Source organism: Herbaspirillum sp. DW155, assembly GCF_037076565.1.
Classification (GTDB): Bacteria; Pseudomonadota; Gammaproteobacteria; order Burkholderiales; family Burkholderiaceae_D; genus Herbaspirillum.
This window is the reverse complement of the sequence record NZ_AP029028.1, coordinates 5396656-5410061: the sequence shown is the minus strand read 5'-3', so window position 1 is coordinate 5410061 and position 13406 is coordinate 5396656. Positions and strand designations below refer to the sequence as shown.

Sequence of the window (13406 nt, the reverse complement as noted above, 5' to 3'; positions counted from 1 at the left end):
GACCTCAGTCCAGCAGCGCCTGCAGGCTGACGCCCTGGGGCTGGCAGCGGAAATACAGTTCCACCTGCATAGGACGCCAGCCACGCACGAGCTGGCGCAGATCGGCTTTCATCTGCTGCTTGCCGCAGAAGGCGTTGGCCTTTTCGCGGGCCGCCGAGGTCAGGGCGGCAATGGACATGGTATAGCTCACGCCGGTGGCCGAGACCATGTACAGGTCGTTGTCTGCTGCGCCAACTTCGCTGAAGTTGGCGCAGCCGCCCAGTGCGGCGGCGCTGAGGCAGGCCGCCACCAGGTGGCCGCGATGGCGGCGACGATGAAGTTCAATGCGCATGAGATCCCCCGTTGTGCTCGTTACGCGTGCGTGCCATGCGCTGCCCGCAAAATTGCCCGGCGGCATCAACACGACAAGCCAAGCCTACGCGTGGCCTCGGCCGGGGTGGGGGCGGCTTACGCGCTTTTACCGGGATACCGTTGCTGTAAAAAAATCTTCAAGAAGACTGGCTCAGGCGCGGTAGCTGTTAATTTTCGTTCAGCCGCGTCAGGGGGCAGGGAGGACCGGGGCAGCGTAAAAAATTTCCTGCCTGCTGAGAGCCAATGCCACGGCGCTTTCCCGGCTTGGTATTTGCCTGGGCGGCCGGCTTGCGGCTGGGCTAAAATCGGCGGCGCTGCCCGGCATTGCAGGGCGCCCATCACCGGCGCAACGCTGCCGACCACCAGGCAGCGGCGCCATCCGACCACATCAGGGAGAACCGAGAATGACCAATCGTCGCAGTTTCATCACCGGCATGGCCGGCCTTGCCGCCGCCACTGCCATCCCCAACGTCTTCGCCCAGGCCGCCGCTGCGACCGGCTCGACCGAACCGACCCTGGCCCGCGTACAACGGACCAAGACCCTGCGCATCGGTGCCGTGCGCGGTGCTGCGCCGTATTACAACAAGGACCTGGCCAGCGGCGAGTGGGGCGGTTTCATGATCGATTTCGCCAGGAGCCTGGCCGCCAGCCTGAACGTCAAGCTGGAGATCAACGAGACCACCTGGGGCAATTCGGTGCTGGATCTGCAGACGCACAAGATCGACCTGTTCTTCGGCATGAACCCGACCCCGGCACGCCGCGAGGTGATCGGCTTCTCCGAACCGCTGTTCCTGAACGCCTTCACCGTGGTCTCCAAGAAGGAGTTCAAGACCTGGGCCGACCTGAACAAGCCGGAAGTGAAGATCGCCGTGGATATCGGTTCCTCGCACGACCAGATGATCACCCGTGTCTGCCCCAATGCCACCATCGTGCGTCTGGAAAAGGCCGACGATGCCACCCTCGCGCTGCAGACCGGCCGCGTGGATGCGCAGGTACTGGTGTGGCTGCTGGCGCTGAACATCCTCAAGAAGAATCCTTCGCTGGGCAAGATGACCGTACCGCAACCGCTGGAAGCGACCTCCACCAACATCGGCGTGCCCAAGGAAGAGGACAAGGCCTGGGTCGAGACCATCAACAAGTGGATCGCCGCCGAACGCGCCGCCGGCAAGATCAAGCCGACCGTGCTGGGCAACCTGCAGAAGCTCTCCGGTGTGAAGCCGGAAGATGTGCCGCCGCAGATTCCGCTGTGATGCCGCTCTGATGTCACGTGGCCTGATCTGATCGGCTGCAGACGTAGCAAAGAAAAACCCGCACAGAACTTCCGGTGCGGGTTTTTTATTTGTGAGTTGGTGGGGGCGTCAGCGCGGTCGCCTTAGAACGCATCTCACGCCTATTTATGAAATGGGTTCTGGTTGTTCAGCAAGCGCATGCCTGCAGTACGGGCGGCGTCGCGGTCGAAGGTCAGTGTATCGCTGCATCCGGCCTGGTAACCGCAGCGTTCGATCAGGCAATCGGCAAATCCCGCTGTCGATTCTGCAAAACGGTGAAGCGCCTGCAGCGCGCTTTCGGTGTTTTCCACCACGATTTCGCGGGCCAGCAGGAGGCCTTGCAGAATGCGGACCAGCTCCGTTTTCCTCAGCTTGTAGGCGCCTTGCAGTACCCATACCAGTTCCGCCAGGGCGACCAGTGAGAGAAAGCCCTGATGTTCCTGGCTCAAGGATTCGATCAGCGCAGTCGCCTGTGCCGATTGCTGCGGATGGTCTTGGGCAAAGTAGCGCGCCAGCACATTGGTGTCCAATCCGATCATTGCGAGTCCCCACCCTGCCCGGCAATGGCGCGCTCCATCTCCTCGAGGGAGACGGGAAGCGCTGATGTTGCTACAACGCCCTTGAGCGCACGGATCGATGTGGAAGGCATGCAGGGAGTTCCAGGCCCAGGTAACTGCTGATGCGCTCCAGTCTGTTTGCGACTGACGCCGGTGTGGTAACTCATGGCACCCAGGCACATCAGCTCCGAAATCTGCAACCCCAGCTTGCGTGCCTTGGCGGCGATGACTTTCTTCTCGTGCAGGGTGGCTTCGACCACGATCGTTTCAACGGCAGCAGTACGCATGACGGACCTCCAGGGCAGGGAAAGGAAGAACCGGGAACTTGCCTGATGCCTTGCCTGAAGTCGAGGCCGAGGCAGTTTTTTGCAGGACAGTCTCGATTTTTTGCGGCCCGTAAGGTCGGCCCGACAGGGATGAGACAAGCGTCTCACCATCCCCCCATGCTGCGCCGCAGGACAACTCGCCGCGCACGCTGTGCTACAACGTCACCCATCGCTTCATCATCGTCTTCCCGCAGTGTCGACTCTGTAAGGAGTTCCCATGCCCTACGTTGCGAAAGTCAGCCATCTCGAACGCGTGCGCCGCCTGCTCGAAGGCCGGCCCGACGCCGCCGCCAGTCCCTATCTGCAACGGCTGAGCTCGTCCTACCTGCGCTCGCTGGACCAGCATCATCTCGACCCGGCCGACATGAGCGGCCCGCGCGTACTCAGTTCGGGCGAATTGCGCGAAGTGCAGCAGGGCGAGGAGGATTTCCTGCGGGCTTCCGGGCAATGCCTGTCGGTGCTGCACCAGACCGTGCGCGAGGCCGATTACTGCGTCATGCTCACCAATGCCGGCGGCACCACCATCGACTATCGCGTGGACCGCGAGCGCCGGCATGATTTCAAGCGCGCCGGTCTTTATCTCGGTTCCTGCTGGTCGGAAAGCGAAGAGGGTACCTGCGGCGTGGCTGCCGTGCTGCAGGATGCATTGCCCATCACGGTGCACAAGAGCGATCACTTCCGTGCCGCCTTCACCACGCTGACCTGCAGTGCTGCGCCGATCTTCTCGCCCTCGGGCGACCTGATCGGCGTGCTCGATGCCTCGGCGATCCGCTCGCCCGATGCGCGTGACAGCCAGAACCTGGTCAATCGTATCGTCCAGCAAAGCGCCACCCTGATCGAGGACGGCTACTTCCTCAACGCCATGGCCTGCGCCTGGGTGCTGCTGATGCATCGCAGCCGCCATTATGTGGAAGCGCAACCAGAAATCCTCATTGCCTTCGATGCGCTGGGCAACATCATCGCCGCCAACCGTCGTGCGCGCGAATGCATCGCGGGATTGCAGCAACTGCCGCGCCCCATGGGCGAAATCTTCGACCTGCACTTCGAACGCCTGCTCGACAGCCGCGCCCTGCAAGGCTTGCACCTGCTGCGCCTGCAGGGCGGTGCCACGCTCTATGGCCGGGTACGGGCACCGGTGTCGCGTGCCGTCAGGCCGGCACGCGCACATGCAGCCGTGCCGACACCTGCTGCGCACGACGACGCCGCCAGCGCCATCGCGGCCGATGAACGTCACGAGCGCGACCAGATCGTCGCTGCCCTGACCGAATGCAAATGGCGTGCGCCGCACGCCGCACAGTTGCTGGGCATGTCACGCGCCACGCTGTACCGGCGCATGGCGCGCTACCGCATCCTGCCGCCGCATCGACGTTAGCGGCGCAGGCCTGACCCCAGGCAGCCACAGAGCTGCCACCCCCCCATCCAACCACGATATCTATTGTCGAGATAGAGGAGACTTGTCATGCCCGAAGAAAATGCCAGCCAGTCCATTGCGCATACGCTGGAAGCCCTGCAAGCCGCATTGCGCGCAGGCGATGCCGCCCGCGCCGCCGCCCTGTTCGAGGAAGACGGTTACTGGCGCGACCTGATCGCCTTCACCTGGAACATCAAGACCCTGGAAGGCCGCGCCCAGATCGCCGCGATGCTGCAATCGCAATTGCCGCACATGGGATCGATCCAACTGCGACCCGATCCTGACGAGACGCCCGCGCAAGCCGATGGCGTGACCCAAGGGTGGATCCTGCTGGAGACCGGCATCGCGCGCGGCAAGGCTTACATCCGCCTGCGCGACGGCAAGATATGGACGCTGCTGACCACGGCCGCCGAACTGAAGGGGCATGAGGAACCCAAGGGCGTGAACCGCCCGCGCGGGGCGGTGCATGGCGTGCACACCGATCGCCGCACCTGGAAGGAAGAGCGCGAAGCCGAGGCACGCGAACTGGGCTACCAGCAGCAGCCCTATTGCCTCATCATCGGCGGCGGTCAGGGCGGCATTGCGCTCGGTGCCCGGCTGCGCCAGCTGGGCGTGCCTACCATCATCATCGAACGCAACGAGCGCGCCGGCGACAGCTGGCGCAAGCGCTACAAGTCGCTGTGCCTGCATGATCCGGTGTGGTACGACCATCTGCCCTACATTCCCTTCCCCGAGAACTGGCCGGTGTTCGCGCCCAAGGACAAGATCGGCGACTGGCTGGAGATGTATGCCAAGGTGATGGAGCTGAACTACTGGGGTTCCACCATCTGCAAATCCGCCCGCTTCGACGAGGCCACGCAGAAGTGGACCGTGGTGGTCGAGCGCGAGGGCAAGGAGATCGTGCTGCAACCGACCCAGCTGGTGCTGGCCACGGGCATGTCGGGCAAGCCCAATGTGCCGGCGTTTCCGGGGGCGGACAACTTCCGGGGCGAGCAGCATCATTCCTCGCGCCATCCCGGTCCCGATGGCTATCGCGGCAAGAAGGTGGTGGTGGTCGGCTCCAACAATTCGGCGCACGACATCTGCGCGGCACTCTGGGAAAACGGTGTGGATGTCACCATGCTGCAGCGTTCGTCCACCCACATCGTCAGGTCCGATTCGCTGATGGAGCTGGCGCTGGGTGATCTGTATTCCGAGCGCGCGGTGGCCAGCGGTCTCACTACCGGCAAGGCCGATCTGCTGTTTGCATCAATCCCGTACAAGGTCTTGCCGGCGATGCAGAAGCAGGTCTTCGACAAGATCCGCGAACGGGATGCGGACTTCTACCGGCGGCTCGAAGAGGCCGGTTTCCTGCTCGACTTCGGTGATGACGATTCTGGGCTCTTCATGAAATACCTGCGGCGCGGTTCCGGCTATTACATCGACGTGGGGGCGTCCGAACTGATCGCCGAGGGCAAGATACGCCTCAAGAGCGGCGTCGATGTGAAGGAGATTCGCGCCCATTCCATCGTGCTGTCGGACGGCACCGAATTGCCGGCAGATGTCATCGTCTATGCCACCGGTTACGGTTCCATGAATGGCTGGGCGGCCGACCTGATCTCGCGCGAGGTGGCCGACAAGGTGGGCAAGTGCTGGGGCCTGGGATCGGCCACCACCAAGGACCCGGGGCCGTGGGAGGGCGAGCAGCGCAACATGTGGAAGCCCACGCAGCAGCAGGCGCTGTGGTTCCACGGCGGCAACCTTCACCAGTCGCGCCATTATTCGCTCTATCTGGCGCTGCAGTTGAAGGCGCGCATGGAAGGCATCCCCACGCCGGTGTATGGCCTGCAGGAGGTGCATCACCTGCAGTGACAGGCCATCGCCGTCAGCCCCAAATGAAAATGGCGCGCAGAGAAATCTGCGCGCCATTTTTTCTTCAGACAGAAACCTCGCGGTTCCAGCGATCAGGCATTGAAGCGCGCCAGAAAAGCCTGCGTCGCCGCTTCCTGCGGATTGTCGATGACCTGCGAGGGCGGCCCGGCTTCGACCACCACGCCATCGCGCATGAAGACCACCTGATCGGCCACTTCACGGGCGAAGGCGATTTCGTGCGTGACCAGAATCATGGTCATGCCATCGGCGGCCAGGCCACGGATGACGTTGAGGACTTCGCCCACCAGTTCCGGGTCCAGCGCCGAGGTGGCTTCGTCGAACAGCATCACGTCCGGTTGCATGGCCAGCGCGCGGGCGATGGCGATGCGCTGCTTCTGGCCACCGGAGAGCTTTTGCGGATACATGTCGGCACGGTCGGCCAGGCCCACCTTCTGCAGCAGGGCCATGGCCTGTTCACGGGCCTGCGCCTTGGGTGTGCGCAGCACGGTGACCATGCCTTCCATCACGTTCTCCAGCGCGGTCATGTGCGGGAACAGGTTGAAGTGCTGGAACACCATGCCGGTGCGTGCGCGAAACGCCGCCAGCTCGCGGTCCTTGGGCAGGCGCGACTTGCGTCCGTGGAATTCGAAGTGGCGCTCGCCGATGCGCACCGTGCCCTGGTCGGGAACGGTCAACAGATTCAGGCAGCGCAGCAGCGTGGACTTGCCCGAGCCCGAGGGACCGATCATGGCTACTACGCTGCCACGGGGCACGGCGATGGAAATATCCTTGAGCACCACGTGCTCGCCAAAGGCCTTCTTGAGATTGCTGATCTGGATCATCGCGTCCGCGTGTTGATTGTTCATCGTCTTCTCCTCAACCATGCTGGACCGACAGGCGGTTTTCCAGGCGCTTGGCCCAGATGGTGGCCGGCAGCAGGATCACGAAGTAGATCACCGCCACCAGGGTGTAGATTTCCAGTGGACGATAGGTTTCGTGCGCGATGATCTGACCCTGGTAGAGCAGGTCGGGCACGGCCAGCACCGACAGCAGCGAGGTGTTCTTCAACTGCATGATGGACTGGTTCACCAGCGGTGGTGTCATGCGCTTGAAGGCCTGCGGCAGGATCACGCGCTTCATCAGCTGCACGCGCGTCATGCCCAGCGCCCAGCCGGCTTCGGACTGGCCCACGTCGATGGAGACGATGCCGCCGCGAATGATCTCCGAATAGAAGGCCCCGCCATAGAGCGCCAGTGACAGCATGGCCGCCGTACCGGCCGACATCTCGATGCCCAGCAGCACCGGCAGCGCATAGTAGAACCACACCAGCTGCACCAGCACCGGCGTGCAGCGGAACACTTCGACGAAAGCGCGCAGCGGTCCGGAGATCAAGGGGTTGGACGACAGCCGGCCCAGGCCCACCAGCAGTCCCACCAGCAAGCCGAGGGCGATGCAGGCGACGGTGTAGCTGAGCGTGTAGACGAAACCGATTCCGATGATGCTCCTGAATTGCCAGAGCGAGCCGAAGTCCCATTGATACATCTGCGTTTTTCCTTGGTAGCCAATCTCATGAGCCCGGGAGGGCGGGGGTGTTACAGCGCATGCACGAACCATGCCCTGTTCACCCGGGGCAAAGCGAAGCGGATGCTGGAGGGGAGTGGTACAGGGGAAGAGTTGCCCGCGCCGGCCATCACCGGCGCTGCGGCATGCCGCGAACCCGTGCATTGTAATGGAGACGCTTTGAGCACGCACTGAACAAAACTTCAACTCATCGGCTGGGAAAGCCCCGTGGCAGCGGGCTTTGGCTAAAATGGCGGATTACGCAAGTGAAGTATTGAACCAAATTCCCGGTCGCCGGGAACGCCCCGTCTTCTCTTCTGGATCATGAGCCCTTCCTCCTCTGCATCTGCTGCTGTCGTTTCCGGTCCCGGCCGTTCCATCCTCATCACCGGGGCCGCACGTGGTATCGGCGCGGCCGTCGCGACCACCGTCGCGGCACCCGATGTCGCCCTGGTGCTGCATGCCCGCAGTGATTCTCCCGAGTTGCAGGCGGTGGCGCAGCAGTGCGGCCAGCGAGGTGCACGCTGCACGCTGGCGCTGGGCGACATGGCCGATCCGCACACCGCCACGCACTTGCGCGACACCGCGCTGACGCACTACGGACGCCTCGATGCGGTGGTCGCCAACGCCGGCTTTGCCGACCGCAAGCGCATCGGCGAACTCGATGAGGCGGACTGGTCGCGTTCGCTGGAGGCGTTGCTGAGCGGCTTCTTCCGTTTGATCACCGCGTGCCGCGAACCCTTGCAAGCCAGCGGGCAGGGCCGCGTGGTGGCGGTGAGTTCCTTCGTGGCCCACGTGTTCCGCCTGGGGGAATCGGGTTTTCCGGCCTCGGCGGCGGCCAAGGCGGGCATTGAGGCACTGGTCAAATCACTGGCGGTGCAGGTGGCCCCGGCCGGGGTGACGGTCAACGCGGTGGCGCCCGGTTACGTTCAGAAAAGCGACCCGGCCAGATCCGCCATCGACCCGGCAGCCTGGCAGTCTGCGCTGGCCCGCATTCCCTTGCAACGCCTGGGGCAGCCGCAGGAGATTGCCAACGTGATCGCCTTCCTCCTGAGTCCGGCCGCTTCCTACGTCACCGGCCAGGTGTGGCATGTGGATGGCGGACTGACTCTTTAACCATAAAAAGATTTAAATCATTTAAATAATTTAAATCATTTATATCATTCACCATTTTTCGGGAAGCTGAAACAACACCATGCGCATCATCGTGCTGGGCGCCGGCATCGTCGGCGTCACCACTGCTTATTTCCTCCGCGAGCGCGGCCATGAGGTGGTCGTGGTGGAGCGCCGCGCCGAAGTCGCCGCCGAGACCAGCGTCGGCAATGCCGGTCACGTCTGTCCCTCCTATGCCACTCCTTGGGCTGCCCCGGGCATGCCGGCCAAGTCGCTGAAGTGGTCGGTGCAGAGCTGGCTGGGGATCGAGGCGGCACTGCGCTTCACGCCGCGTCTGGATGCGCATCAGTGGAAGTGGCTCAAGACCTTCCTCGCGCAATGCACGCCCGAGCGCTATGCCATCAACAAGGCGCGCATGGGACGGCTGGCACGCTACAGCCACGGCCAGTTGAAGCAGATCCGCGAGCGTCTGGACATCCGTTATGAACAGACCACCGGTGGCAACCTGCAATTGTTCCGTACTCAGGAAGGGCTGGATAACGCCGGCTTGTCCACCCAGGTGCTGGCCGAAGCCGGGGTGCCGTTCGAGCTGCTGGATGCGGAGGGTTGCGTGGCCTTCGATCCGGGCCTGCATGCGGCCCGTCACGAATTGAAGGGCGGTTTGCTGCTGCCCCTGGACGAGACCGGCAATTGCCCGCTCTTCGCGCGGGCGCTGGCGGGCTGGCTGCAGGCGCATGGGGTGGAGTTTCACTTGTCCACAGAGGTGGAGGCCATCGAGGTGGCTGCAGGCCGGGTCAGCGGCTTGCGCACCAAGGCCGGCAGCTTGCGTGCCGATGCCTACGTGGTCGCCTGCGCCAGCGCATCGGTGCCCATGCTCAAACCGCTGGGGCTGGATCTGCCGATCTATCCGGTCAAGGGCTATGCCATCACCGTGCCGGTGGCCGACCCCGGGAGCGCCCCGCGCAGCGGCGTCATGGACGAGTACTACAAGGTCGCCATCACCCGCATGGGCAACCACATCCGTGCTGCCGGCACGGCCGAGATCGGCAGCTGGGATACGCGCGTGACACCCCGCGATTGCGCCACCGCCCTGAAGTCACTGAACAATCTTTATCCACAAGGCGCCGATCTGACCAAGGTGGAGTACTGGGCCGGGCTGCGTCCCATGACCCCGGATGGCGCACCGCTCATCGGCGCCACCCGCTATGCCAACCTGTGGCTCAACGCCGGTCATGGTTCCAATGGCTGGACCACGGCCTGCGGCTCCTCGGCCATCATCGCCGACAAGATATCGGGCAAGGCCAGCGCCATCGAGAGCGCCGACCTGGAGCCGCAACGGTCGTTCTGAGCGGGCCGGGCCTGATCAGCGATCGAACAGCGCATCCACGTTGGCGCCATTGCTGAAGCTGCTCACCGCCCAGCCGGCCGGGCTCTTGTAGAAGATGAACATCCAGGGGATCGCCTGGCGTTCGGTCTTCTCGATATAGGTGAGCTTGAGCAGCGATTCGCCCACCTTCTCGGCGCGGATGAATTCGTAGCCGACCGAATTGCCGACCAGCGCTTCGATGGCCGAGCGTGCGCTGCGGGCATTGGTGCGCGCACTTTCGAAGGCGCGGATGTCCACCAGCGCATAGGGCGAGAGCAGGCCGTAGGCGTCATCGGTGCGGCCGGCACCGGCCTGTGCCATTACCTTGTCAGCCAGGGCGCGCACTTCGGTTTCGGACTTGAGGGTATCGGCCTGTGCAGCCTGCAGCAAGCCGCACAGGGCCAGGGTAGCCAGCACGGTACGGATGGTGAGAGCGGACATCGAAGTCTCCTTGGAAAACGGACCAGGCGGCTATTGTGCCAGTACTGTGCCAGTAGTGGCCGCGATGTTGCGCAAGGCGATGGCGGCAGTTCGCGACGGTGATCTGCACACGTCTGTTAAGGCTGTGCAGGGTCGGCGTAAATCAAGGTAAAACGGCCGTGCTGCTGAAATTCGCGCCGCTATGATGGCAGCCTGTAATCCGTGCCACCTGCTGGATGCGGGGACCATGCCAACGGATTGCGCCCGGGGAGAGCATCATGCGCACCATCATCATCGTCACCTTGCTGGCTTCATCGCTGTCGGGCTGCGTTGTCACGTCCGGCAATCTGCTGGTCGACAGTGTGGGCCTGGTCGGTTCCACTGCCTCCAGCGTGCGCGCGATGGCACCCAGTTCAGTCCAGAATCCCGTCGTCTACAGCAAGGACCCGATCCATGAAGTCTGCATCGAGTGGAATGGATCGGTGGCGCTGAGCGACTTCGTGCCCGGGCTGCAGGGCGAGCTGCAAAAGCATGGCGTACAGAGCCGCGTCTACGATGCCGGCACCCAGGCGCTGGCCTGCCCGGTGACGCTGAGCTATGTGGGTTACGTCAAATGGGATACCAAGGTGTTCAGCGACGGCTATACCCCCTATCTCACCTATGCTTCGCTGACCCTGCGCCGCGAGGGCCGCGTGCTGGGCACGGCGCAATACCGGATGGGCAGCTTCGGCTCAGACAAGTGGTCTACCGTGGGCGACAAGCTGGCGCCGCTGGTCACGGCGCTGTTCCCGGGTAACCCGCTGGTGGCCGACGGCGCGGGCGATCCGCCGCCGCAATGAAGAACGGCAAGCATCGCGCTTGCCGTTGTCTTTTGTCGCCACCGCCAGCCGGCGGAGGGCTTTACCAGATGGTCAGCAGACGGCGGAAGAATCCGTTGTCGTTGTTGGCATCCGCCACGGTGCCACCGCCAACCTGTTCCAGCCGGGCATCGGCCACGTTGGCCGAATCCACCACGCCGCCCACGATGTCACGCTTGCGCACCACGCCCGAGAACCGCAGGGTGTTGGCGTTGCCATTGACGCCGATGCGTTTTTCGCCAGCCACCACCAGGTTGCGGTTGGGCAGCACCTCGACGATGGAGACCATCAGCGTGCCGGTCATGGTGTTGGTACTGCTGCTGTCGCCGGACCCCTTGAAGGTATTGCTGCCATTGGCCGAATAGTCGGCGTTGTAGAGCGGCGAGAACAACCCGCCCAGTGGCGCGCTGGTGCCCGGACCCTTCTGCGAGAGCGTGGTGGCGCGGCTGTTGTTGGTGGCCGCCTTGTTGCTGCTGCTGAGGGATTCGGAGATGTTGATCTTGATGATGTCGCCCACGTTGTAGGTGGTCGGTTCTTCGAACAGCTGGGCGCTGGAGACGCGGAAGATGGCGCCGTTGTTTTCCACGTTGGCCACCGGATAGGCTGGCCGCACGCTGGTGGGCCCGGCCACCATGGGATCCGGGCTGCTGCAGGCCGATAGCAAGATGGCCAGTGCGCTGGCGCCGGCAAGGCGATACTGGTATGTCATGGCAATCCCCCGATGGCGGCCGGGCTGGATGCCCGGCACATGCCGCCGCCCCCTGCTGCATGCTGCAAGCACGCGCGGGCGAGGCGTGCCGCGATGATGGCGGCAGGGCGTGTAAGCAGCGGTTAGGCCGATGTAAAGTGCGGAAAACAATCATCAATGGCGGTTAATGCTGTCAGGACATGTCCATGCCGGGGTTGCTCCACCATTGCTGCATCATTGCTGCACCATTAAGCTGCCGTTAATGGTCGATGAGATGGTATTCAGCGGGGCTTAATGCTGCCTGGGGCGCGAATTCTGAGCCTGCTTTGACTCGGGCTTGACGCGGGTCTGCCGCCGATGCTCCGGCGTTTTTCCGGGCATAATGGCGCCACCCCCAACTCAGCGGTCCCGCCCGGCGTGATCGCACTCCATCATGGCAACAGACAAGAACCCGGCCGCGACCAGCTCCGAGGCGGCGGCCCCGAGCGTGCATGACCAACTGGTCTCGGCCCGCATCCGCCAGCGCATCAAGGCGGCCGGCGTGCGTTTCCACGCCAACGACAATATCGCGGCCTTCATCCGGGAAGGCGAACTGGAACAATTGCAGGCCGAGGTGCAGTCCAAGCTGGCCGCCGTGCTGGAGAGCCTGGTGATCGACGTCGAGAGCGACCACAATACCCAGGACACCGCCAAGCGCGTGGCCAAGATGTACCTGAACGAAGTCTTCAAGGGCCGTTACCAGGCGCCGCCGCCGGTGACCGAGTTCCCCAACATCGAGCGCCTGAACGAGCTGATGATCGTCGGGCCCATCACGGTACGCAGCGCCTGCTCGCACCACCTGTGCCCGATCATGGGCAAGGTCTGGGTGGGCGTGATGCCCAATGAGCATTCCAACCTGATCGGCCTGTCCAAGTACGCACGCCTGCTGGAATGGATCATGAGCCGCCCGCAGATCCAGGAGGAAGCGGTCTCCCAGGCGGCCGACCTGCTGATGCAGAAGCTGCAGCCCGATGGCCTGGCCATCGTCATGGAAGCCGATCACTTCTGCATGCACTGGCGCGGCGTCAAGGATATGGATTCGAAGATGATCAACAGCGTCATGCGCGGCTCCTTCCTGCGTGACGCCAACCTGCGCCGGGAATTCCTGGCACTGATTTCTCAACGTCAACGAGGTTAATCATGCTGGTTCGTCTGATCTATGCAAGCCGCGCACGCGAGAGCATCACCCACGAGACCATCGAAGGCATCCTGGCCGCCTCGCGCCAGCGCAATCCGCAGCAGGGCATCACGGGCGTGCTGTGTTACAGCGATACCATCTTCGTGCAGGTGCTCGAAGGCGGGCGCGATCAGGTCAACCGCCTGTATGGCCGCCTGCTGCGCGATGAGCGCCATCAGGAGGTGATCCTGCTGGCCTATGAGTCCATCGATGAGCGCCAGTATTCGTCCTGGACCATGGGCAAGATCCGGCTGGACAAGATCAACCGTTCGCTGCTGCTGAAATATTCGGCCACCGGTGAACTCAATCCCTATGACGTCTCCAGTTGCTCCACCGTGGCGCTGCTCAACGAACTGGCCTCGACGGCGGCCTTCGCCCAGCGGGATTGATGTCACGCATCGGCCCGGACTGAGAGACGATGA

15 protein-coding genes are annotated in these 13406 nt (G+C 63.4%); 8 read left to right on the top strand and 7 right to left on the bottom strand.

What is annotated here, in order from left to right; translation table 11 throughout:
- Positions 1 to 4: 4 nt before the first annotated feature.
- Positions 5 to 331: a hypothetical protein gene (locus tag AACH55_RS24660; RefSeq protein ID WP_338717315.1), complete on the bottom strand. Its 327-nt coding sequence runs from the start codon at positions 329 to 331 to the stop codon at positions 5 to 7.
- A gap of 424 nt (positions 332 to 755) precedes the next feature.
- Between AACH55_RS24660 and AACH55_RS24655 the strand changes: the two genes are divergently transcribed.
- On the top strand, positions 756 to 1601 hold the full coding sequence (locus AACH55_RS24655; protein WP_338717314.1) for a transporter substrate-binding domain-containing protein: 846 nt from the start codon (positions 756 to 758) through the stop codon (positions 1599 to 1601).
- Between the two features lie 140 nt (positions 1602 to 1741).
- Here AACH55_RS24655 and AACH55_RS24650 read toward each other — a convergent pair whose 3' ends face one another.
- Both AACH55_RS24650 and AACH55_RS24645 read right to left on the bottom strand, forming a co-directional pair.
- Positions 1742 to 2158 (bottom strand): type II toxin-antitoxin system VapC family toxin, encoded by a 417-nt coding sequence (locus AACH55_RS24650; protein WP_338717313.1) that lies wholly within the window; start codon positions 2156 to 2158, stop codon positions 1742 to 1744.
- Positions 2155 to 2463: a hypothetical protein gene (locus tag AACH55_RS24645; RefSeq protein ID WP_338717312.1), complete on the bottom strand. Its 309-nt coding sequence runs from the start codon at positions 2461 to 2463 to the stop codon at positions 2155 to 2157. Before AACH55_RS24645 ends, AACH55_RS24650 begins: the two co-directional genes overlap by 4 nt.
- 256 nt (positions 2464 to 2719) lie before the next feature.
- Here AACH55_RS24645 and AACH55_RS24640 point away from each other — a divergent pair, with 256 nt between their 5' ends.
- On the top strand, positions 2720 to 3874 hold the full coding sequence (locus tag AACH55_RS24640; protein ID WP_338717310.1) for a helix-turn-helix domain-containing protein: 1155 nt from the start codon (positions 2720 to 2722) through the stop codon (positions 3872 to 3874).
- A gap of 87 nt (positions 3875 to 3961) precedes the next feature.
- Positions 3962 to 5764 carry an NAD(P)/FAD-dependent oxidoreductase gene (locus AACH55_RS24635; protein ID WP_338717309.1) on the top strand — a complete coding sequence of 601 codons (1803 nt, stop codon included), beginning with the start codon at positions 3962 to 3964 and terminating at the stop codon, positions 5762 to 5764.
- Positions 5765 to 5856: 92 nt separating this feature from the next.
- Here AACH55_RS24635 and AACH55_RS24630 read toward each other — a convergent pair whose 3' ends face one another.
- Together AACH55_RS24630 and AACH55_RS24625 are read right to left on the bottom strand one after the other, a co-directional pair.
- Positions 5857 to 6630 (bottom strand): amino acid ABC transporter ATP-binding protein, encoded by a 774-nt coding sequence (locus AACH55_RS24630; protein WP_338717308.1) that lies wholly within the window; start codon positions 6628 to 6630, stop codon positions 5857 to 5859.
- Between the two features lie 10 nt (positions 6631 to 6640).
- Positions 6641 to 7306, bottom strand: coding sequence for an amino acid ABC transporter permease (locus tag AACH55_RS24625; protein WP_338717307.1), 666 nt, complete (start codon positions 7304 to 7306; stop codon positions 6641 to 6643).
- A gap of 342 nt (positions 7307 to 7648) precedes the next feature.
- On the opposite strand from AACH55_RS24625, the gene AACH55_RS24620 reads away from it, so the two are divergent.
- The gene (locus tag AACH55_RS24620; RefSeq protein WP_338717306.1) at positions 7649 to 8440 is read left to right on the top strand and encodes an SDR family NAD(P)-dependent oxidoreductase; all 792 of its coding nucleotides are present in this window, start codon (positions 7649 to 7651) and stop codon (positions 8438 to 8440) included.
- A gap of 79 nt (positions 8441 to 8519) precedes the next feature.
- Complete coding sequence (locus AACH55_RS24615; RefSeq protein ID WP_338717305.1) at positions 8520 to 9785, top strand: D-amino acid dehydrogenase; 1266 nt, start codon at positions 8520 to 8522, stop codon at positions 9783 to 9785.
- Between the two features lie 15 nt (positions 9786 to 9800).
- Here the strand turns inward: AACH55_RS24615 and AACH55_RS24610 are convergent, their stop codons facing one another.
- On the bottom strand, positions 9801 to 10244 hold the full coding sequence (locus AACH55_RS24610; protein WP_338717304.1) for a hypothetical protein: 444 nt from the start codon (positions 10242 to 10244) through the stop codon (positions 9801 to 9803).
- Between the two features lie 257 nt (positions 10245 to 10501).
- Here AACH55_RS24610 and AACH55_RS24605 point away from each other — a divergent pair, with 257 nt between their 5' ends.
- Positions 10502 to 11062 carry a cell division protein FtsI gene (locus AACH55_RS24605; protein WP_338717303.1) on the top strand — a complete coding sequence of 187 codons (561 nt, stop codon included), beginning with the start codon at positions 10502 to 10504 and terminating at the stop codon, positions 11060 to 11062.
- A 61-nt stretch (positions 11063 to 11123) separates the two neighbouring features.
- Here AACH55_RS24605 and AACH55_RS24600 read toward each other — a convergent pair whose 3' ends face one another.
- The gene (locus AACH55_RS24600; RefSeq protein WP_338717302.1) at positions 11124 to 11789 is read right to left on the bottom strand and encodes a flagellar basal body L-ring protein FlgH; all 666 of its coding nucleotides are present in this window, start codon (positions 11787 to 11789) and stop codon (positions 11124 to 11126) included.
- Between the two features lie 412 nt (positions 11790 to 12201).
- Between AACH55_RS24600 and folE the strand changes: the two genes are divergently transcribed.
- Both folE and AACH55_RS24590 read left to right on the top strand, forming a co-directional pair.
- Complete coding sequence (gene folE / locus AACH55_RS24595; RefSeq protein ID WP_338717301.1) at positions 12202 to 12945, top strand: GTP cyclohydrolase I; 744 nt, start codon at positions 12202 to 12204, stop codon at positions 12943 to 12945.
- Between the two features lie 2 nt (positions 12946 to 12947).
- The gene (locus AACH55_RS24590) at positions 12948 to 13373 is read left to right on the top strand and encodes a BLUF domain-containing protein (protein WP_338717299.1); all 426 of its coding nucleotides are present in this window, start codon (positions 12948 to 12950) and stop codon (positions 13371 to 13373) included.
- Positions 13374 to 13406: the final 33 nt, after the last annotated feature.